Origin of the sequence: Streptomyces sp. NPDC053079 (genome assembly GCF_044546695.1) — a bacterium.
Lineage (GTDB): Bacteria > Actinomycetota > Actinomycetes > Streptomycetales > Streptomycetaceae > Streptomyces.
Genome location: NZ_JBITZJ010000002.1, coordinates 617,713 through 637,560 on the forward strand (window position 1 = coordinate 617,713; position 19,848 = coordinate 637,560).

The 19,848-nt window shown below is 72.8% G+C and carries 20 protein-coding genes; 13 read left to right on the forward strand and 7 right to left on the reverse strand.

The genetic code is table 11. From position 1 onward, the window contains the following. Positions 1–67 precede the first annotated feature (67 nt). The 3 genes from ACIGXW_RS10110 (at position 68) to ACIGXW_RS10120 (ending at position 2,446) form a co-directional block, all read left to right on the forward strand. Complete coding sequence (locus ACIGXW_RS10110) at positions 68–709, forward strand: DUF6758 family protein (protein WP_399571818.1); 642 nt, start codon at positions 68–70, stop codon at positions 707–709. Positions 710–811: 102 nt separating this feature from the next. Then, complete coding sequence (locus tag ACIGXW_RS10115; RefSeq protein WP_071964322.1) at positions 812–1,675, forward strand: PHP domain-containing protein; 864 nt, start codon at positions 812–814, stop codon at positions 1,673–1,675. A 165-nt stretch (positions 1,676–1,840) separates the two neighbouring features. Beyond that, positions 1,841–2,446 (forward strand): MarC family protein, encoded by a 606-nt coding sequence (locus ACIGXW_RS10120; RefSeq protein ID WP_071964321.1) that lies wholly within the window; start codon positions 1,841–1,843, stop codon positions 2,444–2,446. 74 nt (positions 2,447–2,520) lie between these two features. Here the strand turns inward: ACIGXW_RS10120 and ACIGXW_RS10125 are convergent, their stop codons facing one another. Then, a complete protein-coding gene (locus tag ACIGXW_RS10125) occupies positions 2,521–2,673 on the reverse strand; it encodes a hypothetical protein (protein ID WP_177338129.1) in 153 nt (50 codons plus the stop codon). Between the two features lie 167 nt (positions 2,674–2,840). On the opposite strand from ACIGXW_RS10125, the gene ACIGXW_RS10130 reads away from it, so the two are divergent. Both ACIGXW_RS10130 and ACIGXW_RS10135 read left to right on the forward strand, forming a co-directional pair. Beyond that, complete coding sequence (locus ACIGXW_RS10130; RefSeq protein WP_399571820.1) at positions 2,841–3,782, forward strand: NYN domain-containing protein; 942 nt, start codon at positions 2,841–2,843, stop codon at positions 3,780–3,782. 196 nt (positions 3,783–3,978) lie between these two features. Then, positions 3,979–4,761: a VOC family protein gene (locus ACIGXW_RS10135; protein WP_071964319.1), complete on the forward strand. Its 783-nt coding sequence runs from the start codon at positions 3,979–3,981 to the stop codon at positions 4,759–4,761. A 6-nt stretch (positions 4,762–4,767) separates the two neighbouring features. Here the strand turns inward: ACIGXW_RS10135 and ACIGXW_RS10140 are convergent, their stop codons facing one another. Both ACIGXW_RS10140 and ACIGXW_RS10145 read right to left on the reverse strand, forming a co-directional pair. After that, positions 4,768–5,628 carry an alpha/beta fold hydrolase gene (locus ACIGXW_RS10140; RefSeq protein ID WP_399571823.1) on the reverse strand — a complete coding sequence of 287 codons (861 nt, stop codon included), beginning with the start codon at positions 5,626–5,628 and terminating at the stop codon, positions 4,768–4,770. A gap of 111 nt (positions 5,629–5,739) precedes the next feature. After that, entirely contained in the window at positions 5,740–8,190 is a 2,451-nt protein-coding gene (locus ACIGXW_RS10145; RefSeq protein ID WP_399572502.1) for a DEAD/DEAH box helicase, read from the reverse strand. 514 nt (positions 8,191–8,704) lie between these two features. On the opposite strand from ACIGXW_RS10145, the gene ACIGXW_RS10150 reads away from it, so the two are divergent. Next, entirely contained in the window at positions 8,705–9,451 is a 747-nt protein-coding gene (locus ACIGXW_RS10150) for a ferritin-like fold-containing protein (RefSeq protein ID WP_071963264.1), read from the forward strand. 65 nt (positions 9,452–9,516) lie between these two features. On the opposite strand, the gene ACIGXW_RS10155 is transcribed toward ACIGXW_RS10150, so the two are convergent. From ACIGXW_RS10155 to ACIGXW_RS10170, 4 genes are all read right to left on the reverse strand, one after another. Then, positions 9,517–9,795, reverse strand: a complete 279-nt coding sequence (locus ACIGXW_RS10155; protein ID WP_177337866.1) for a hypothetical protein — start codon at positions 9,793–9,795, stop codon at positions 9,517–9,519. A gap of 223 nt (positions 9,796–10,018) precedes the next feature. Next, entirely contained in the window at positions 10,019–10,246 is a 228-nt protein-coding gene (locus ACIGXW_RS10160; RefSeq protein ID WP_071963265.1) for a DUF3107 domain-containing protein, read from the reverse strand. A 165-nt stretch (positions 10,247–10,411) separates the two neighbouring features. After that, positions 10,412–11,050, reverse strand: a complete 639-nt coding sequence (locus ACIGXW_RS10165) for a TetR/AcrR family transcriptional regulator (protein WP_071963301.1) — start codon at positions 11,048–11,050, stop codon at positions 10,412–10,414. Between the two features lie 199 nt (positions 11,051–11,249). Next, complete coding sequence (locus ACIGXW_RS10170; protein WP_071963266.1) at positions 11,250–11,474, reverse strand: hypothetical protein; 225 nt, start codon at positions 11,472–11,474, stop codon at positions 11,250–11,252. A gap of 161 nt (positions 11,475–11,635) precedes the next feature. Here ACIGXW_RS10170 and ACIGXW_RS10175 point away from each other — a divergent pair, with 161 nt between their 5' ends. The 7 genes from ACIGXW_RS10175 (at position 11,636) to ACIGXW_RS10205 (ending at position 19,694) form a co-directional block, all read left to right on the forward strand. Continuing rightward, positions 11,636–12,631, forward strand: coding sequence for an alpha/beta fold hydrolase (locus tag ACIGXW_RS10175; protein WP_399571825.1), 996 nt, complete (start codon positions 11,636–11,638; stop codon positions 12,629–12,631). Next, entirely contained in the window at positions 12,624–14,012 is a 1,389-nt protein-coding gene (locus tag ACIGXW_RS10180) for a DUF3152 domain-containing protein (RefSeq protein ID WP_399571827.1), read from the forward strand. Before ACIGXW_RS10175 ends, ACIGXW_RS10180 begins: the two co-directional genes overlap by 8 nt. A gap of 65 nt (positions 14,013–14,077) precedes the next feature. Next, positions 14,078–14,170 carry an Ms4533A family Cys-rich leader peptide gene (locus ACIGXW_RS10185; protein WP_360906714.1) on the forward strand — a complete coding sequence of 31 codons (93 nt, stop codon included), beginning with the start codon at positions 14,078–14,080 and terminating at the stop codon, positions 14,168–14,170. A 160-nt stretch (positions 14,171–14,330) separates the two neighbouring features. Next, entirely contained in the window at positions 14,331–16,052 is a 1,722-nt protein-coding gene (locus tag ACIGXW_RS10190) for an ABC transporter substrate-binding protein (RefSeq protein ID WP_399571830.1), read from the forward strand. Next, positions 16,049–17,053 carry an ABC transporter permease gene (locus ACIGXW_RS10195; protein WP_399571833.1) on the forward strand — a complete coding sequence of 335 codons (1,005 nt, stop codon included), beginning with the start codon at positions 16,049–16,051 and terminating at the stop codon, positions 17,051–17,053. Before ACIGXW_RS10190 ends, ACIGXW_RS10195 begins: the two co-directional genes overlap by 4 nt. Further along, positions 17,050–18,039 carry an ABC transporter permease gene (locus ACIGXW_RS10200; RefSeq protein ID WP_071963271.1) on the forward strand — a complete coding sequence of 330 codons (990 nt, stop codon included), beginning with the start codon at positions 17,050–17,052 and terminating at the stop codon, positions 18,037–18,039. Before ACIGXW_RS10195 ends, ACIGXW_RS10200 begins: the two co-directional genes overlap by 4 nt. Next, positions 18,036–19,694: an ABC transporter ATP-binding protein gene (locus ACIGXW_RS10205; RefSeq protein ID WP_399571835.1), complete on the forward strand. Its 1,659-nt coding sequence runs from the start codon at positions 18,036–18,038 to the stop codon at positions 19,692–19,694. Before ACIGXW_RS10200 ends, ACIGXW_RS10205 begins: the two co-directional genes overlap by 4 nt. The last annotated feature ends 154 nt before the right edge of the window (positions 19,695–19,848 follow it).

A 19,848-nucleotide genomic window follows, 5' to 3' on the forward strand; every position in this document is an offset into this window, starting at 1 on the left:
ACGGCATCGACTCCGGACGGGTGATCGTCCTTGACGGGAGGGCGGCCTGGTAGGACCGTTGGAGGCTATGAGGGGCGAACCCAGTTGCCCGAAGTGCGGTGGCCGGGTGCGAGCGCCCGGTCTCTTCGCCGACTCCTGGCAGTGCGGCGTGCACGGCACCGTGCACCCTCTGCAGCCGGTCGTCCCGCCCAGTGTCGAAGCGCTGGCCGTCGTGGTCCGCCGGGCCCGGGTGCCGGTCTGGATGCCCTGGCCGCTGCCCGTCGGCTGGCTCTTCACCGGCGTGGTCTGCGCCGGCGACGACCGCAGCGGCGGGCGCGCCACCGCCGTCGCCTGCTCGGGGCCGAGCCCGCTCGGCGGCCCCGGTGAGCTGCTGCTCGTCGCGGAGGAGCTCGGCGTCGGCCTCGGCGCGCGCTACGCCGGCGTCGACGGCCCCGACCCCGGTTCCCATCTGCGCATGGACCGCTCCCCGCACGCCAAGGTGCACGCCGCCGGCCGCCCGACCCCCCTGTGGCACGTGGACAACGCGCCCGGCGACCGGGCCGTCTTCGCGGGTGAGGCCCGGGGGCTGTGGCTGTGGGCGATCGTCTGGCCGGAGCGGTCGGGGCTGCTGATGTACGACGAGCTGGTGCTCACCGATCTGCGCGATGCCGGCGCTGAGGTGGATCTGCTGCCCTGTGGGGCGTTGTCGCCGCGGATTCTGGCCCCCTGAACGTCCGGGCGCCGACGGCGCTCGGACGACGGTGATCGTTCGAACGACGGTTATCCTGAAGCGGTCCTGCCCGTTCCATCCGCCGTTGGGAGCCGTGTCGTCGTGCGCATCGACCTGCACACCCACTCCACGGCCTCGGACGGTACGGACACCCCCGCCGAGCTGGTCCGCAACGCGGCCGCCGCCGGGCTGGACGTCGTCGCCCTGACCGACCACGACGGGGTCGGCGGCCACGCCGACGCCATCGCGGCCCTCCCCGCCGGGCTGACCCTGGTCACCGGTGCCGAGCTCTCGTGCCGGCTGAACGGCCCGGACGGCCTGAGCCTGCACATGCTGGCCTACCTCTTCGACCCCGCGGAGCCCGAGTTCGCGCGCGAGCGCGAGCTGGTCCGCGACGACCGCGAGCCCCGCGCCCGCACCATGGTCGCCAAGCTCAACGAGCTGGGCGTGCCCGTCACCTGGGAGCGCGTCGCACAGCTCGCCGCGGGCGGCGCCGTGGGCCGGCCGCACGTGGCCAGCGCCATGGTCGAGCTCGGAGTGATCGACACGGTCTCCGACGCCTTCACCCCCCAGTGGCTCGCCGGCGGCGGCCGCGCCTACGCCGAGAAGCACGAGCTGGACCCCTTCGAGGCGGTCCGCCTGGTCAAGGCCGCCGGCGGCGTCGCCGTGCTGGCGCACCCGATGGCGCTGAAGCGCGGCCACTGCGTGCCCGAGAGCGCGATAGCCGAGCTGGCCTCCGCCGGACTGGACGGCATCGAGGTGGACCACATGGACCACGACGCCCCCACCCGGGCCCGGCTGCGCGGCCTCGCCGCCGAGCTCGGCCTGCTGACCACCGGCTCCAGCGACTACCACGGCAGCCGCAAGACGTGCCGCCTGGGCGAGTTCACGACCGACCCGGAAATCTACGGCGAGATCACCCGCCGCGCGACGGGCGCGTTCCCCGTCCCGGGCGCCGGCGGCTGACCGCCCCCTCACCCCCTGCCCGTACGGATGTCCTCGTACGGGTGACGGTGTGCGTACCCCCTCATCGCCGTTTCCGCGTACCGCACGCGGCCGGCCGTACGAGCCCGTCGTCACTCCCCCCTGTTGTTCCGCTCCTGCTCGCACCACTCCCGCAAGGCCCTCACTGTGTTCGACATCGCTGTCTTCGGCTCCCTCTTCCTCACCCTGTTCGTGATCATGGACCCGCCCGGGATCACGCCGATCTTCCTGGCCCTCACCGCGGGCCGCCCCGCCAAGGTCCAGCGCCGCATGGCCTGGCAGGCGGCCGTGGTCGCCTTCGGCGTGATCACCGTCTTCGGCATCTGCGGCCAGCAGATCCTGGACTACCTGCACATCACGACCCCGGCGCTGATGATCGCGGGCGGTCTGCTCCTGCTGCTCATCGCCCTGGACCTGCTCACGGGCAAGTCGGAGGAGCCGACCCAGACGAAGGACGTCAACGTCGCGCTCGTGCCGCTGGGCATGCCGCTGCTGGCGGGCCCCGGTGCGATCGTCTCCGTGATCCTGGCCGTCCAGCACGCCGACTCCGTCGCCTCCCAGGTCTCCGTGTGGTGCGCGATCGCCGCGATCCATCTGGTGCTGTGGCTGGTCATGCGGAACTCGCTGCACATCATCCGGGTGATCAAGGACGGTGGTGTGGTGCTGGTGACGCGGCTCGCGGGCATGATGCTCTCCGCGCTGGCCGTGCAGCAGATCATCAACGGCATCACCCAGGTGATCGACGCCCACTGAGCCGGGCGCGACGAAGAACACCCCCGTACGGTGGTCCGTACGGGGGTGTTCTGTCTGTGGGTACGCGGTGGGCGTTACCGGACCGCGGATTCGGCCGGGCGGATGTAGATGCGCTGGCCTATCGAGGCGGCCTGCTGCACGATCCGGTTGACGGAGGCGGCGTCCACGACGGTGCTGTCGACGGCCGTACCGTCGACGTCGTCCAGGCGCATGATCTCGAAGCGCAAGGCTTCTCCCTTCGTCTGATCCTCCTGAGGAGAACTGTGAACAGTGACGCGCGCGGCGACGGTGCTGCGCGCGTTCCATACGTGTCCAACGAGGTGACCCCTACAAACATTCCCTACGCTAAAGAAATTTTTAACATGACTAACCACTGACTCCTGGTGAGAACTGCATGAACGACCCGAACCACCTGCCCGGCAGCACCCGCCGGGCCGACCTCACCGACCTCGCCGCCGGCATCGAACGCACCAATGAGCTGCTCACACGGGTGCTCGCCGAGGTCGCGACGACCCCCTCCACCCACGCGATCTTTGTCGACGCCGGCTACGCCTACGCCGCCGCAGGCCGTCTCGTCGCCGGCACCGAGGACCGGCGCGCCTTCGCCCTCGACGCGGAAGGACTGATCGAGGCCTTCATCGACAAGGCCCGCACGATCTTCCCCGACAGCCGGCTGCTGCGCGTCTACTGGTACGACGGTGCCCGCCGCCGCATCCACACCACCGAACAGCAGAGCATCGCCGAGCTCCCCGACGTCAAGGTCCGCCTCGGCAACCTCAACGCCAACAACCAGCAGAAGGGCGTCGACTCCCTCATCCGCACCGACCTCGAATCCCTCGCCCGCCACCGCGCCATCAGCGACGCGGTGCTCATCGGCGGCGACGAGGACCTCGTCTCGGCGGTCGAGGCGGCACAGGGCTACGGCGCCCGCGTCCACCTGTGGGGCATCGAGGCCGTCGGCGGGCGCAACCAGGCCGAACCGCTGCTGTGGGAGGTCGACAGCCAGCGCACCTTCGACCTCGAGTTCTGCCGGCCCTACGTCACGCGGCGCAGCAGCTACGAGCCCTTCGGCGAGGCCCCCGAACGGCCCGGCCCCGCCCCCTCCCGCGACGACGTGCGCTTCGTCGGCGCCCAGGTGGCGGCGCAGTGGCTGGGCTCGCGCGGCCGGGCCTCGCTCGCCGAGCTGCTGCCCGGCCACCCGTACCTGCCCGGCACCGTCGACCAGGAACTGCTCGTGGAGGCGGAGGCGCTGCTCGGCCTGTCCCTGCGCGGCCACGCGGACCTGCGCCGCGCACTGCGGGACGGCTTCTGGGACCACCTGAGCACCCAGTACTGACGCCGCGGACGGGCGCCGACCGGGTTGTACCAGCGACGAACCGGGCCCGCCCCGCGCGTGCCGGAATGCGCGCGCGGGAAGCGAGTGGAACCCTGGCAGGGGGCGGGTAGCGGCGCGGCCGCACCGCTCCGGCGGACGGGCGCGCGGCCTCCCGCGGGATGCGCGGCACTGAGGAAAAGAAACGAGGCGATCGGCCATGTCGGCCTCCGACGGCGCAGGGCTGGGGCAGCCCTGCTGGGTGAGCCTGCTGACCGCGGACCTCGCCTCCGCGCAGGACTTCTACGGCGCGGTGCTGGGCTGGAAGTTCCGCCCCGGCTCCCTGGGCGAGGGCTTCGCCGTGGCGATCTCCGACGGCAAACCCGTCGCCGGGCTGAGCGACATCGTCAGCCGCATGGGCCTGTCCGCCTCCTGGACCTCCTACTTCGCCGTCGCCGACGCCGACATGGTGGCCTCACGGGTCCGCGAGCGCGGCGGCACCGTCGCGGTCGGCCCCCTCGCGGTCGGCCGCGGCCGCGTCGTCCTGGCCGCGGACCCCGCCGGAGCCGTCTTCGGCTTCTGGGAGGGCAAGAACCTGCCGGGCTGGCGCATCGGCACCGGCGCCGCGCCCGCGTGGCTGGAGCTGCGCACCCGCGACGCCTTCGCCGCGGCCATGTTCTACGGCGAGATCTTCGACTGGACCGTGGACCGGCCGGAGCGCATCGAGGTCCGCTACGAGGACGACGCGGTGACGGTCCGCGCCGGCGAGCGCACGGTGGCCTGCCTGCGCGGCGGCGCCGTCGAGGCCGACCCCGACCCGCGCATCCGGCCGCGCTGGCACGTCTTCTTCCGCGTCGACGACGTCGAGAAGGCCGTGGAGGCCGCCCTCGCCAACGGGGGCGCGGTCGTCTCCGAACCCACCCACTCGCGCGTGGGCCGCGAGGCGACGCTGCGCGACCGCGAGGGCGCCCTCTTCACGGTCACCGTCAAGACGGGCTGCTAGCCGCCGTCAGACCGTCTCCCAGAAGCCGATGAGGGCCTCGGCCGTCGCGGCGGGCCGCTCGGCGTTGGGGGAGTGCCCCGCGCCCTGGACGACCGTGCGCCGCGCCGACAGCTCCTTCGCCATCGCGTCGATCTCCGGCACCGGCCAGGCGTAGTCCAGCGCCCCGGAGACGACGTGCTTGGGCAGCGCGACCCGCGCCAGCTCCGCGGTACGGTCCGGCTCGACGGTCAACTGCCGCCCGGTCGCCATGAGTTGCTCGGGGACGGTGCCCATCCAGCGGCGGTGCAGGAACTCCGCGAGCGCCGGGGGAGTGTCGACGGCGTCCGCGCTCTCCGCGTCCTCGCGCCGCATCTCCTGCCACACGCTCTCCATGTCCAGCACCCCGAGGGCCTGGACCAGGCGCCGCGTACGGGCCTGCTGCGACGCGGAGATCGCGCCCGGACCGCTGCTCATCACCGTGAGGGAGCGGAACGGCGAGGCGTCGGCGAGCACGGCCGCCCGTGCGATCAGCCCGCCCAGCGAGTGCCCGAGCAGATGCACGCCGCCGCCCTCGCCGTCCACGGCGGCCGCCTGCGCGAGGACGTCGAGCGCCAACTCGGCCTGCCCGTACGCGCTCTCGTCCCGCGGCCCCGGACTCTCGTGCTGCCCGCGCCCGTCCACGGCCACGACCCGGTACCCGGCCGCCGCCAGCGGCTCCAGCAGCGCGACGAAGTCCTCCTTGCTGCCGGTGAAGCCCGGCACGAGCAGCGCCGTACCGCGCGGCGCGGCCCCGGGCCGGGCGTCGTGCACGGCGAACTCGCCGCGCTCGGTGGTCAGGAGGTACGCGCGTGCGCACGCGGGCAGGGTGAGGAAGGGCGGCTTGCTCATGCCACGAGGCTAACGCGGCGTCGGATGACGGCCGGACGGGCGGGTCGCCGATACGGCGACGGCCGGCCACCCCGTGGGGTGACCGGCCGTCGCCGTGGTGCGGTGCCCCGCTTACGCCTCGGCCTTCTTGACCGTGCGCGTGCGCTTGGGCTTGGCCTCGGCCTCCGGGGCCGGGGCGGCGGCGACGGCCTTCTTGGCCACGCGGGTCCGCTTCGGCTTCGCCTCGGGCTCGCCCTCGGCCACCGGCGCGGCGGCCTTCTTGGCGGTACGGGTCCGCTTGGGCTTCTCCTCGGCGGCCTCGACCGTCTCGACGGCCTTCTTGGCGCGGGTGCGCTTCGGCTTCTCCTCGACGGTCTCCGCGGCCGGGGCGGCGGCGACGGCCTTCTTGGCCACGCGGGTGCGCTTCGGCTTCTCCTCGGCGACCTCGACAGCGGGCTCGACGGCCTTCTTGGCGCGGGTGCGCTTCGGCTTGGCCTCAGCGGTCTCCGCGGCGTCGACGGCGGCCACGGCCTCGGGGGCGGCGGCGGCCTTCTTGGCGACGCGGGTGCGCTTCGGCTTGACCTCGGCGGCCTCGGCCTCCACCGGCTCGGCGGCGGCCTTGGCGGTGCGGGTGCGCTTGGGCTTGGCCTCCACCGTCCCGGCGACCTCGACGGCGGCCTCGACGGCCTTCTTGGCGCGGGTGCGCTTCGGCTTCTCCTCGGCGGCCTCCGCGGTGTCGACGGCGGCGACGGCCTCGGGGGCGGCGGCGGCCTTCTTGGCGACGCGGGTGCGCTTCGGCTTGACCTCGGCCTCGGCCTCAGGGGCCGCCTCGACCGTCTCGACGGCCTTCTTCGCGGTACGGGTCCGCTTCGGCTTCGTCTCCACGGCCTCCGAGGCCTCCACGACGGCAACCGTCTCGACGGCCGCCACGGGCGCCGTCTCCACGGCCGGCTCCGCCGCGCGGGCGGCCGGCACGGACACGGCGGGCTCGAGGACCTCGGTGGCCGTCACGGCCGCCGCCCGGTCCGCGCCACGGGTGCGGCGGCGGCGCGGGCGGGCCGGGGCCTCCGGAGCGTCGGCCGGGGCCGGGGCGGCCTGCGCCTGCTCGGTCACGGGCGTCGCGGCGACGGCCGGGGCCGTGCCCGCACCGCCGCGCGTACGGCGGCGGCGGCGCGGCCGGGCCGGGGTCTCCGGAGCGCCACCGGCCGCGGGAGCGGCCTGCTCGCCGGAGCCGGCGACCGGGGTGCCCTCGGCGGACACCGGCGCGCCGTTGCGCGTACGACGGCGCTGGCGCGGGGTGCGCGCCGGGCGCTCCTCCTGGACGCGGTCACGGTCACGGTCACGGTCGCGGTCCCGGCCACGGCTGTCACGGCCGCGGCCACCGCGGCCGCCCGGCTCGCCGAGGTCCTCGAGGACCTCCGCGTCGAGCCCGGCCAGGGTCCGCTCGTTGCGGGGCAGGATGCCCTTCGTGCCGGCCGGGATGCCCAGCGCCTCGTACAGGTGCGGGGACGTGGAGTACGTCTCCTCCGGCTCGTCGAACGGCAGCTCGAGCGCCTTGTTGATGAGCTTCCAGCGCGGGATGTCGTCCCAGTCGACCAGCGTGACGGCCGTACCCGACTTGCCCGCGCGGCCGGTGCGGCCGATGCGGTGCAGGTAGGTCTTCTCGTCCTCGGGGGTCTGGTAGTTGACGACGTGCGTGACGTCGTCCACGTCGATGCCGCGGGCGGCGACGTCCGTGCAGACCAGGACGTCGACCTTGCCGTTGCGGAAGGCGCGCAGCGCCTGCTCGCGGGCGCCCTGGCCGAGGTCGCCGTGGACCGCGCCGGCGGCGAAGCCGCGGCGGGTGAGCTGCTCGGAGATGTCGGCGGCCGTCCGCTTCGTACGGCAGAAGATCATCGCGCGGTTGCGGCCCTCCGCCTGCAGGATGCGGGCGACCATCTCCGGCTTGTCCATGTTGTGGGCGCGGAAGATGTGCTGGGCGATGTTGGCGTGGGTCTGGCCCTCGTCGTCCGGCGAGGTGGCGCGGATGTGCGTGGGCTGCGACATGTAGCGCCGCGCCAGCGAGATGACCGCGCCCGGCATGGTGGCCGAGAACAGCATGGTCTGGCGCTTGGCCGGCAGCATCGTGATGATGCGCTCGACGTCGGGCAGGAAGCCCAGGTCGAGCATCTCGTCGGCCTCGTCCAGGACGAGCGCCTTGATGTGCGCCAGGCTGAGCTTCTTCTGGCCGGCCAGGTCGAGCAGGCGGCCCGGGGTGCCGACGATCACGTCGACGCCCTTCTTGAGCGCCTCGACCTGCGGCTCGTAGGCGCGGCCGCCGTAGATGGCCTGGACGCGGACGTTGCGGACCTTGCCGGCGGTCAGGAGGTCGTTGGTGACCTGCTGGCAGAGCTCACGGGTGGGGACCACGATGAGCGCCTGGGCGGCGTCGGTCAGCTGCTCGGGCTTCGCCCGGCCGGCCTCGACGTCCGCGGGGACGACGACCCGCTCCAGCAGGGGCAGACCGAAGCCCAGCGTCTTGCCGGTGCCGGTCTTGGCCTGGCCGATGACGTCGGAGCCCGAAAGGGCGACCGGGAGCGTCATCTCCTGGATGGGGAACGGATTCACGATGCCGACGGCTTCGAGCGCTTCGGCGGTTTCGGACAGAATCCCGAGGTCTCGGAAAGTGGACAGAATCTTGCCTCTTCTGTGAGACGCGGCACGAGCGGCGAAGGGGGTCGTACGAAGGGAACGTACGGACCGCGCCGGTACAGAGCCGGTTGCCAGGAGCATCCGGGTGGCGCGGGACCACTGCCTTCGCTCGAGCGCACGTGCCGCGAGCGGATCCCTCCTGGTGTGCGTACGTCCCGTACGTACCGCGCGGAGGGCGGTCGGTTTTGTGGAAGCCGATCGGGCCACCGACCGGGCATCCGCTGCAGTCCTGAAGACAGGCCTCCAGAAGACACAGCATGAGTTCGGCCCGCCGAATACTCGGCTGGCCTATTAGCACTGTACCCCGGAAAGGCGCATGTGTGTCCGGACAATCCTGTGTCCGGATCGGGATGAACTGTCTGACCAGGGGGTTCGTCGTGTCGCGTGGCGGGCTATCGTTCGCTGCATGGAGACGTCCGACACGCCAGAGAACGCCAGCCCCGACGCCGGGGAGCACACCGGGATCGCCGCCCAGGACTGGGCCCACGCCTCCGCCGACCCGCAGTACCGTGCGGCCGTCGTCGACCTGCTCGGCGCCCTCGCCTACGGCGAGCTGGCCGCCTTCGAGCGGCTCGCCGAGGACGCCAAGCTGGCCCCCACGCTGGACGACAAGGCGGCCCTGGCCAAGATGGCCGCCGCCGAGTTCCAGCACTTCCAGCGGCTGCGGGACCGGCTGGAGGCCATCGACGCGCCGCCGACCGCCGCGATGGAGCCCTTCGCCGCCGCGCTGGACGAGTTCCACCGCCAGACCGCGCCCTCGGACTGGCTGGAGGGCCTGGTCAAGGCCTATGTGGGCGACTCGATCGCCAGTGACTTCTACCGCGAGGTCGCGGCGCGCCTGGACTCCGACACCCGCGCGCTGGTGCTGACCGTGCTGGACGACACCGGGCACGCGTCGTTCGCGGTCGAGAAGGTCCGCGCCGCGATCGAGGCCGAGCCGCGCGTGGGCGGCCGGCTCGCGCTGTGGGCGCGCCGGCTGATGGGCGAGGCGCTCTCGCAGGCGCAGCGCGTGGTCGCCGACCGCGACGCGCTCTCGACGATGCTGGTGGGCGGCGTGGCCGACGGCTTCGACCTCGCGGAGGTCGGGAAGATGTTCTCCCGGATCACCGAGGCGCACACCAAGCGGATGGCCGCGCTGGGCCTGGCCGCCTGACGACGTCGCGACACCGTGCGGCCCCGCCGGATCCCGGCGGGCCCCCGGTTCCCGGTGGGCCCGCCTCAAGCCGTGGCTGATCGGCGGGCCCGGCCGGCGGGGCGCAGCAGCAGCGAGAGCAGCGCGACGGCCACGCCCAGGGACACCGCCAGCGTGGCGACGACGTGGCCCGGCCCCAGCACGGAGTGCGCCAGCAGCGCGCCGAACAGCGCGGCGACCGGTCCGGTGGCGAGGGTCAGGGTGCGGGAACGGAACTGTCCGTAGCGCATGGGAAGCCAGCGCAGGGCTCCGTAGGAGACGGCGAGGCCGATGAGGACCGAGCCGAGCGCTTCCCAGAGGATCATGCTCATTCCCTCCCGTGAGGTGGCCGAGAAGCGGGGTGCAAATCGGTCGTAGCGGTCTTACCCCATGACCGATCCGGGCAACCCTCGTCGCTGATCCCGGTGTCGGCTACGACAGTCACACAGGAATGCCCCCTACGACAACGGCGGGGCCCCGGTGAATTCCACACCGGGGCCCCGCCGTTCATGTCCGGCCTCGGCCGGACATGTCGTGATCATCGCGTGATCACATCGCGCCGAATCCGACCTTACGGACGGCTGGCTCGCCGATCTCCACGTACGCCAGCCGGTCGGCCGGGACCAGCACCTTGCGGCCGCGGTCGTCCTCCAGGCTCAGCAGCTGGGCCTTGCCGGTGAGGGCCTCGGCCACCGCGCGCTCTACATCCTCGGCAGCCAGCCCGCTCTCCAGAACGATCTCGCGGGGCGCGTGCTGCACGCCGATCTTGACCTCCACGGTCTGTCCCTCCGAAGGTGTGCGGTCCCCGTGGCGAAGCCCAGGGGAGGGGTGCGCGAACCATCCGCGCCGTACGTTCCACACATTAGCCCGGTACGGGGGCGAGCCGGGCCCCTGCCCGCACGCTCGCAGCGAACAGGCGCCCGCGCCTGCGGGGGGCGGGGCTCAGTGCTGCTCGTGGGCGACCTTGGGGAAGCCCGCGATGCCGCGCCACGCCAGCGACGTCAGCAGCTGGACGGCCGTCTCGCGCGGGACCGTGCTCTCGCTGGAGAGCCAGTAGCGGGCCACCACCTGCGAGACGCCGCCGAGGCCCACGGCCAGCAGCATGGCCTCGTCCTTGGACAGGCCGGTGTCCTCGGCGACCACGTCGCTGATCGCCTCGGCGCACTCCAGCGAGACCCGCTCGACGCGCTCGCGCACGGCCGGCTCGTTGGTCAGGTCGGACTCGAAGACGAGGCGGAAGGCGCCGCCCTCGTCCTCCACGTACGCGAAGTAGGCGTCCATGGTGGCCGCCACGCGCAGCTTGTTCTCGGAGGTGGACGCGAGCGCGGTGCGGACGGCCTGTAGGAGGTTCTCGCAGTGCTGGTCCAGCAGGGCCAGGTAGAGGTCGAGCTTGCCCGGGAAGTGCTGGTAGAGCACCGGCTTGCTGACGCCCGCGCGCTCGGCGATGTCGTCCATCGCCGCCGCGTGGTACCCCTGGGCCACGAAGACCTCCTGGGCCGCGCCCAGGAGCTGGTTGCGTCGGGCTCGGCGCGGCAGGCGCGTGCCTCGCGGGCGCGCCTCGGTCTGCTCGATGGCTGTCACGCCGCCTCCCATGATTGTTCCGTGCACGGTGTGCACCGCGCCCGCCATCGTACTTTTGGGTAACCGGGCCGTGCGTGGTCGGAGCGGAGAATTTCACGGACCGGACGCTGTGGGAAGTCGACAAACGCCTCAATCCGTACATGAGTGCCCGGCGCCGTCCCGGCCGTGACGGCCGCGCCGGCCCGTCCTGGGGCGCGCCTCAGCGGTAGTCGTCCTCGTCCAGTTCCACCACGCGGGCCTGCTCGGCGCGGTCGGCCTCGTTCGACTCGTCGGGATGGGTCTCGGACATCGGGTCGTCTCGGTGGGGGGCGATGTCGGCGTGCTGTTCCGCGGCGTCGGCCTCGGGGGCCTCGACGTCGATCTCCGTGGCGTCCGCCTCGGCCTCGTCCTCGAAGGTGTCCGGGTCGGTCGGGTCGACAGGCATGCGGGATCCCTTCCAGCATCCAGGGTGGCGCCCTCGTACTCGCCCTCGTACTCCTTGGTAGTCCCTCATGAGCAGCCTAGGAGACGGCGCCGGGTATCGCCAGGCGATCTGTGACCGCCACCACAAAGGTTCGGACGTGATCGTCTCGTAACATTGCCCGCATGTCTTCGACCGAGTCGCCGGACGCACGCGCCGTGCCCGTCGTGCCGCCCACGCGTTCCTCGCGGGTCAGCCGGGGCGAGAAGCTGCGCACGGTGACGCTGCCCGGCCTCACGCTGGCCGTGCGCTCCCGGCCGCCCGCCGACGCCCCCGGCGAGGCGCTGCCGCCCGCCCTGTTCGTCCACGGCCTCGGCGGCTCCTCGCAGAACTGGTCCGAGCTCATGGAGCGGCTCGCCGGCGTCGTCGACGCCGAGGCGCTCGACCTGCCCGGCTTCGGTGACGCGCCGCCGCCCGAGGACGGCGACTACTCCATCACCGGCTACGCCCGGGTGGTCATCCGCTACCTCGACGCCGCCGGCCGAGGCCCCGTCCACCTCGTCGGCAATTCGATGGGCGGCGCCGTCGTCACCCGCGTCGCCGCCGTCCGGCCGGACCTGGTCCGCACGCTCACGCTCGTCTCGCCCGCCCTGCCCGAGCTGCGCCCGCAGCGCACGGCGGTGCCCACCGCGCTGCTCGCCGTGCCGGGCGTCGTCTCCTTCTTCGCCCGGGCGACCAGGGACTGGACCCCCGAGCGCCGCACCCGCGAGGTGCTCGCCCTCTGCTACGGCGACCCCTCGCGGGTGACGTCCGAGGGGTTCGCCCTGGCGGCCGCGGAGTACGAGCGGAGGCTGGAGCTCCCTTACTTCTGGGAGGTCATGGCCCGCTCGGCGCGCGGCATCGTCGACGCGTACACACTCGGCGGACAGCATTCGCTGTGGCGCCAGGCGGAGAAGGTCCTTGCCCCTACTCTGCTCGTGTACGGAATGCGCGACCAGCTCGTCTCCATCCGTATGGCCCGCCGCGCGAGCAAGGCATTCCGCGACTCGCGGCTGCTGACGCTTCTCGAGGCGGGTCATGTCGCGATGATGGAGGACCCGGACGCGGTGGCTCGCGCCTTCCGGGCACTGCTCGCGGATACCGCCACGACATCTGAACGGAGCGCCCCGCCCCGTGGGTAAACACAGCGCACGCGCCGACCGGGCCCCTCGCGGGTCCGCCGCTGCCGCCGCCCCCGGTACGGGCCGCCGCCGCGCCCCCGACGGCGGCCCTGCCGCGCACGGCCGGGCCGGCCCCGACGCCTCCGCCGTGCCGGGTCCGGGCACGGGGCGCAGGCGCGGTGCCGCCTCCGGTGCCGACGCCGCCGAGCTGGCGGCCGACTTCGACGCGGGCTTCGGCCCCGACTACGACGCCGGGTACAGCGCGGGTCTGGGAGCAGGCGCCGGCCGGGAGGAGTCCGCCCGGCCCTCCGCCCGCGGCGGCCACCCCGAGCAGCGCGACCCGGTGCTCGGCTGGGGCGTCATCGGCGCGCAGCGCGCGCAGACGCCCGGTACCGTCCCCGCCGCGCCCGCCGGGCCCACGTACTCCGCCACCGGGTATCTCTCCGGCAGTGCTTCCGACGGTGACGCGGTCACCCACACCCGGGTGCCCATGCCGGGCGGCTCCGGCCGACGCCCCGCCCCGGCGGGCGGCGCGCCCCGGGGCCCCCGCGCCGCGGCCCGCGCCGAGGCCCGTGGCTCCGGCAGGCGGCTGGCGCGGACCGTGACGGGAGTGGCCGCCGCCCTGGTGACGGCCGTGCTGGCCGTCACGGTGGCGGGGCAGGTGCAGGACGGCGCGGACGGCAAGGCCCAGGCGCACTCCGCGGACGTGGGCAACCGCCCGGGCGCGGACACCGCCTCCCGCTCCGACAGCAGGCCCACGCCCAACGGCGGTGCCGAGGTCCCCGTCACGTACGAGCAGAAGATGGCGAAGAAGTACCCGCTGGAGGCAAAGGCGGGAGGCTCGGGCGACTTCGAGGCCGTGGGCGGCGAGGACAAGGCCCCCGGTAAGGGTGAAGTCCTGCGCTACCGCGTTGACGTGGAGAAGGGGCTCCCGCTCGACGGCACCCTCTTCGCCGACGCCGTGCACCGCACGCTCAACGACGAGCGCAGCTGGGGCCACGGCAAGAAGCGCACCTTCGAGCGCGTCTCCTCCGGAGACACCGACTTCGTGGTCACCCTCGCCAGCCCCCGCACGACGGCCACCTGGTGCGCCAAGTCCGGCCTGGACACCACCGAGGACAACGTCTCCTGCGACTCCGCCGCCACCGACCGCGTCATGATCAACGCCTATCGGTGGGCGCAGGGCTCGCCGACCTTCGGCGACGACATGCACGCCTACCGGCAGATGCTGATCAACCACGAGGTCGGTCACCGGCTCGGCCGCGACCACGAGTCCTGCAGCGCGGACGGCGCCCTGGCGCCGGTGATGATGCAGCAGACGAAGTTCCTCACGACGGACGGAAAGACCTGCCGCCCCAACGCCTGGCCCTACCCGGAGCCTGATCCACTTCCCACGTCCTGAGACGATGCGTCTCTGCATGTGAGACACCTTTGCCACGGGCCGAAAATTCGTTCAGTGTTCTGCGCATGTCGCACCCCCACGCCTCCGAGATCGCCGGCTTCGAGCTGGCGCTGATCGGCGTGGCCGTGCACGCAGTCGCCGACATCCTCTGTCGCTGAGACCGCCCTTCCCCCCGCGCCCTTGCGCGCTGCCCGGCAGCGTCGCGTCCGCCGGGGGCGGTCCGGCGCTCGTCCGCGCTTCTTTCCCACCGCCTTCGCGGGTGCTTCCTGCTCCCTTCCTTCGGTTCACCGTCGCATTCCGCGAAAGGCATTACCTGTCATGCGTCACATGTCCGTCATATCCCGTCGGGTGGCCGCTGCCGCCGTCAGTGTGGTCCTGGTCGGCGGCGCAGCGGCGTGCGGCCCGGAGAAGAGCGGCGGTGACGCCGGCGGCGGCGCCGACGGCGCGCCCAAGAAGGGCGGCACGCTCACGGTCCTCAACCGGGCGCCGCAGAAGCAGTTCGACCCCGCGCGCCTGTACACCTCCGGCGGCGGCAACATCCCCTCGCTCGTCTACCGCACCCTCACCACCCGCAACCGCGAGAACGGCGCCGAGGGCACCAAGGTCGTCCCCGACCTCGCCACGGACACCGGCACGCCCAGCGACGACGCCAAGACCTGGACGTACAAGCTCAAGGACGGGCTGAAGTACGAGGACGGCTCGCCCATCACCGCCGCCGACATCAAGTACGGCGTCGAGCGCTCCTTCGCCGCCGAACTCTCCGGCGGTGCCCCGTACTTGCGCGACTGGCTCATCGGCGGCGACAGCTACCAGGGCCCCTACAAGGAGAAGAAGGGCCTCGACTCCATCGAGACGCCCGACGAGAAGACGATCGTCTTCAAGCTCAAGAAGTCCGAGGGCGACTTCCCCTACTTCGCCACCTCCACCCAGTTCGCCCCCGTGCCCAAGGCCAAGGACACCGGCGCCAAGTACGCCGAACACCCGGTCTCCTCCGGCCCGTACAAGGTCGTCAAGAACGTGGGCGACGGCGAGCAGCTGAGCCTCGAGCGCAACCCCCACTGGTCCGAGGAGACGGACAAGGAGCGGCACGCCTACCCCGACCGGATCGAGGTGAAGTCGGGCCTGTCCCCGGCGGTCATCAACCAGCGGCTGTCCACGGGCTCCGGCGCCGACGCCGCCGCGGTGACCACCGACACCAACCTCGGCCCCGCCGAGCTCGCCCAGGTCACCGGCGACAAGAAGCTCGCCGGCCGGGTCGGTACCGGCCACTTCGGCTACACCGACTACCTGGCGTTCAACCCCAAGGCCAAGCCCTTCGACGACCCGAAGGTGCGCGAGGCGATCTCCTACGCGATCAACCGCACCAGCGTCGTCAACGCCGCCGGCGGCTCCTCGCTCGCCGAGCCCGCGACGACCTTCCTGCCCAACCAGAAGTCCTTCGGGTACACCGCCTACGACCACTTCCCGGCGGGCGCCAAGGGTGACGCCGCCAAGGCCAGGGAGCTGCTGAAGCAGGCCGGTCACGAGGACGGCCTGGAGATCACCCTCACCCACTCCACCGCCCAGAACGCCGAGACCAGCCCCGAGATCGCCACCGCGATCCAGGCCGCGCTCAAGGACGCCGGGATCAAGGTCAAGCTCGAGGGCCTGGAGGACAACGACTACGAGGAGAAGGTCCACAGCGTCGACAAGCAGCCCGGCCTCTTCCTCGCCCACTGGGGTGCCGACTGGCCCTCCGGCGGCCCCTTCCTCGCGCCGATCTTCGACGGCCGGCAGATCGTCAAGGACGGCTACAACTTCAACGCCTCCCGCCTCGACGACTCCAAGGTCAACGACGAGATCGACGAGATCAACAAGATCACCGACCATGACGCCGCCGCTCAGCGCTGGGGCGCCCTGGACAAGAAGATCGGCGAGCAGGCCCTGACCGTGCCGCTGTTCCACCCCGTCTACAAGCGCCTCTTCGGCAAGGACGTCAAGAACGTCGTCATCAGCGACTGGACCGGTGTCCTCGACGTCTCGCAGGTCGCGGTCAAGTGACCACGGACCTCCTCCTCACCCAGGAACCGGAGGCGGGAGCCGCTCCCGCCTCCGGCGCCCGGCAGGTCTGGCGGCGGCTGAGGGCGCGCAAGTCCGCGCTCGCGGCCGCCGCCGTACTGGGCCTGCTCGTCCTCCTCGCCCTCGCCGCGCCCCTGCTGGCCGCGCTCGAGGGCCAGGACCCGAACACCTACCACGACACCCTCGTCGACTCCGCCCGTGGCGGCGTGCCGTTCGGCGACTTCGGCGGCATCAGCGCCGAGCACTGGCTGGGCGTCGAACCGGGCACCGGCCGCGACATGTTCGTACGGCTGCTGTACGGCGCCCGCGTCTCGCTCGTCGTCGCCCTCGGCGCCACTCTCGTCCAGGTGCTGATCGGCGTCGGCGTGGGCCTGGCGGCCGCGCTCGGCAACCGCTTCGTCGACAGCGCGCTCAGCCACGTCACCGACGTCATGGTCGCCATGCCGATGCTCGTCTTCGCCATCGCCCTGATGGCCGTCGTCCCGGCCGACTTCCCGCGCCCGGTGCTGCTCGTCATCGCCATCGGCCTGCTGGCCTGGGGGCCCATGGCCCGGCTCGTGCGCGCCCAGACACTCGGCCTGAAGAAGCTCGACTTCGTCTCGGCCGCCCGGCTGACCGGAGGCTCGACCTGGCGGGTGGCCCGGCGCGAACTGCTGCCCTCGCTCGCCGCGCCCGTGATCACCTATGCGGCCATCCTGCTGCCGAGCAACATCGTGCTCGAGGCGAGCATGTCCTTCCTCGGCGTCGGCGTGAAGCCCCCGACCCCCTCCTGGGGCCACATGCTCTCCACGGCCACGACCTGGTTCCGCGCGGACCCCATGTACGTACTGCTGCCCGCGCTCATGCTGTTCGTCACCACGCTCGCCTTCACCGTCCTCGGCGACGGGGTGCGCACGGCGCTGGACCCGCGCGAGGCCTCACGGCTCAAGGTCGGCAGGGACCGGCGCAAGGCCCCGGCACAGGGCGCGGGAGGCACGGCATGACCGGATACCTGCTGCGGCGCGCTCTCGGCGCACTCGTCGTCGTCCTCGTGCTCTCCGCCGTCGTCTACGCGACCTTCTACATCGCCCCCGGCGACCCCGCGCGCCTGGCCTGCGGCCCGCGCTGCAACCCGGAACAGATCAGCCAGGTCCGCGAGCAGCTCTCCCTGAACGACCCCGTGTACGTGCAGTACTGGCACTTCCTGCAGGGCATCGTCACCGGGCACGACTACTCCGCCGGCGCCGGCGTCCTGCACTGCGACGCGCCCTGCTTCGGCTTGTCGTACCAGAACAACCAGCAGGTCACCGACATGCTCGTCGAGCGGCTGCCCGCCACCGCCTCCCTCGCGGTCGGCGCCATGGCCGTGTGGCTGCTGCTGGGCACCGCCACCGGCCTGCTCTCCGCGCTGCGGCGCGGCGGGATCACCGAACGCGTCCTGACGTGGCTCACCCTCGCCGGAACGGCCACGCCGGTCTTCATCAGCGGCCTCGGCCTGCTGATGCTCTTCTGCGCCTACCTGGCCTGGCTGCCCTTCCCGACCTACGTGCCGCTCACCGACGACCCCGAGCAGTGGGCCTGGAACATGCTGCTGCCGTGGGCCGCGCTCGGACTGCTGGAGTCGGCGAAGTACGCCCGGCTGACGCGCAGTTCGCTGCTGGAGACGCTGGCCGAGGACCACATCCGCACCTTCCGCGCCTACGGCGTCGCCGAACGCTCGCTCATCGGGCGGCACGCGCTCCGGGGCGCCGTCGCCCCCGTCATCGCGCTGACGGCGGCCGACTTCGGGTCGATGTTCGGCAACGCGGTACTCACCGAGATGATGTTCGGCCTGCCCGGGATCGGGCAGCTGCTGGTGCACGCCACCACGAGCCTCGACCTGCCCGTGGTCGTCGCCGTGGTCGTGGTCACCGGCACCGCCGTCGTCGTCGCCAACATCGTGGCGGACGTGCTCTACGCCGTCGCCGACCGAAGGGTGGCCCTGCGATGACGAACCGGTCCCTGGTCGCGGTGGACGGCCTGACCGTCGCCTTCCCGGCCGGCCCCGGCGCGGGCGACGGCCTCGTACGGGCCGTCGACGGCCTGTCCTTCACGCTCCCGCCCGGCGGGTCCCTCGGCATCGTGGGCGAGTCCGGCTCCGGCAAGTCCACGGCCGCGTACGCGCTGCTGGGCCTGCACCGGGGCACCGGCGCCCACGTCACCGGCTCGGTGACCGTCGCCGGCCACGACGTGACGGCCGCCGGCGAGGCGGAACTGCGCCGGCTGCGCGGGGGAGCGGCGGCCATGGTCTTCCAGGACCCGCTCTCCTCCCTCGACCCCTACCAGGCCGTCGGCGACCAGATCGCCGAGGTCTACCGCGTCCACCGCAAGGACGCCTCCCGTCGGGCGGCCCGCGCCCGCGCGACCGAGGTGCTCGACCGCGTGGGCATCCCGGACGCCGCCCGCCGGGCCCGCTCCCGCCCGCACGAGTTCAGCGGCGGCATGCGCCAGCGCGCCCTCATCGCCATGGCCCTGGCCTGCGAACCCCGCCTGCTGGTCGCCGACGAGCCCACCACCGCCCTCGACGTCACCGTCCAGGCCCAGATCCTCGGCCTGCTGCGCGAGCTGCGCGCCGAGACCGGCATGGGCCTGATCCTGGTCACCCACGACCTGGGCGTGGCGGCCGGCAGCGTCGACGAGCTGCTGGTGATGAAGGACGGGCGGGCCGTCGAGCACGCGCCGGTCCACGAGGTGCTCGACGCGCCGCGCGAGACCTACACCCGCGACCTGTTGGCGGCCGTCCCGCGCGTAAACGTCCGCCGCGAGGGAATCCGCACACCCACCGGTGACGACACCGTGCTCCTCGAAGCCGCCGGTCTGCGCCGGGAGTTCGGGCGCGGCAAGCGGGCCGTGACCGCCGTGGACGGGGTGTCGCTGACCGTACGGGCCGGCGAGACCGTCGGCGTCGTCGGCGAGTCCGGCAGCGGCAAGACCACGCTCGGCCGGATGCTGGTGCGGCTGCTGGAGCCCACCGGCGGCGAGCTGCGCTACCGCGGCCGCGACATCGGCGGCCTGAAGGAGCGTGAGCTGCGGTCCTTCCGCAGCGAGCTGCAGATGGTCTTCCAGGACCCCGTCTCCTCGCTCAACCCCCGGCGCAGCATCGGCGAGTCCATCGCCGACCCGCTGCGGGCCGCCGGAAAGCTGGGAGAGGCTCAGATCACCGCCCGCGTAAGGGAACTGCTCGAGCGCGTGGGGCTCGACCCCGGGTCCTACCACCGCTACCCCCACGAGTTCAGCGGCGGCCAGCGCCAGCGCGTGGGCATCGCCCGCGCCCTGGCGCCCGAGCCGAAGCTGATCGTCTGCGACGAGCCCGTCTCCGCGCTGGACGTCACCACACAGGCGCAGGTCGTGCGGCTGCTGGGCGAGTTGCAGCGGGACCTGGGGCTGGCGCTGGTCTTCATCGCCCACGACCTCGCCGTCGTGCGCCAGGTCAGCGACCGGCTGATCGTCATGCGCGGCGGGAAGATCGTGGAGGAGGGCCCGGCGGACGCCGTCTACGAACGGCCCCGGCACGCCTACACCCAGGGCCTGCTGGCCGCCGTGCCGGTGCCCGAAGCCCCGCGCGGCCCGGCCGCGGACACCGCCCGCAGGCGCCCCGCCGCATAGCGCGATCTAACGCCCCATCTGCGGGAAAGTCACTCCCGTTCACCCCTTCCGGTGGCGCGACGGACAACCGTCCGCCGCGCCACCGGGAAGCGCGCATAGCGTGCTCCCCGCTGCCGTAACGGCGGCTGCCGACAAGGGAGAACGGGGGTGCGTT

Bases quoted from the DNA above. Each gene is read 5' to 3' on its own strand.
- ACIGXW_RS10110 (WP_399571818.1), top strand. From the start codon at position 68: ATGAGGGGCGAACCCAGTTGCCCGAAGTGCGGTGGCCGGGTGCGAGCG.
- ACIGXW_RS10130 (WP_399571820.1), top strand. From the start codon at position 2,841: ATGAACGACCCGAACCACCTGCCCGGCAGCACCCGCCGGGCCGACCTC.
- ACIGXW_RS10135 (WP_071964319.1), top strand. From the start codon at position 3,979: ATGTCGGCCTCCGACGGCGCAGGGCTGGGGCAGCCCTGCTGGGTGAGC.
- ACIGXW_RS10140 (WP_399571823.1), bottom strand. From the start codon at position 5,628: ATGAGCAAGCCGCCCTTCCTCACCCTGCCCGCGTGCGCACGCGCGTAC.
- ACIGXW_RS10145 (WP_399572502.1), bottom strand. From the start codon at position 8,190: ATGACGCTCCCGGTCGCCCTTTCGGGCTCCGACGTCATCGGCCAGGCC.
- ACIGXW_RS10150 (WP_071963264.1), top strand. From the start codon at position 8,705: ATGGAGACGTCCGACACGCCAGAGAACGCCAGCCCCGACGCCGGGGAG.
- ACIGXW_RS10155 (WP_177337866.1), bottom strand. From the start codon at position 9,795: ATGATCCTCTGGGAAGCGCTCGGCTCGGTCCTCATCGGCCTCGCCGTC.
- ACIGXW_RS10170 (WP_071963266.1), bottom strand. From the start codon at position 11,474: ATGCCTGTCGACCCGACCGACCCGGACACCTTCGAGGACGAGGCCGAG.
- ACIGXW_RS10175 (WP_399571825.1), top strand. From the start codon at position 11,636: ATGTCTTCGACCGAGTCGCCGGACGCACGCGCCGTGCCCGTCGTGCCG.
- ACIGXW_RS10185 (WP_360906714.1), top strand. From the start codon at position 14,078: ATGTCGCACCCCCACGCCTCCGAGATCGCCGGCTTCGAGCTGGCGCTG.
- ACIGXW_RS10190 (WP_399571830.1), top strand. From the start codon at position 14,331: ATGCGTCACATGTCCGTCATATCCCGTCGGGTGGCCGCTGCCGCCGTC.
- ACIGXW_RS10200 (WP_071963271.1), top strand. From the start codon at position 17,050: ATGACCGGATACCTGCTGCGGCGCGCTCTCGGCGCACTCGTCGTCGTC.
- ACIGXW_RS10205 (WP_399571835.1), top strand. From the start codon at position 18,036: ATGACGAACCGGTCCCTGGTCGCGGTGGACGGCCTGACCGTCGCCTTC.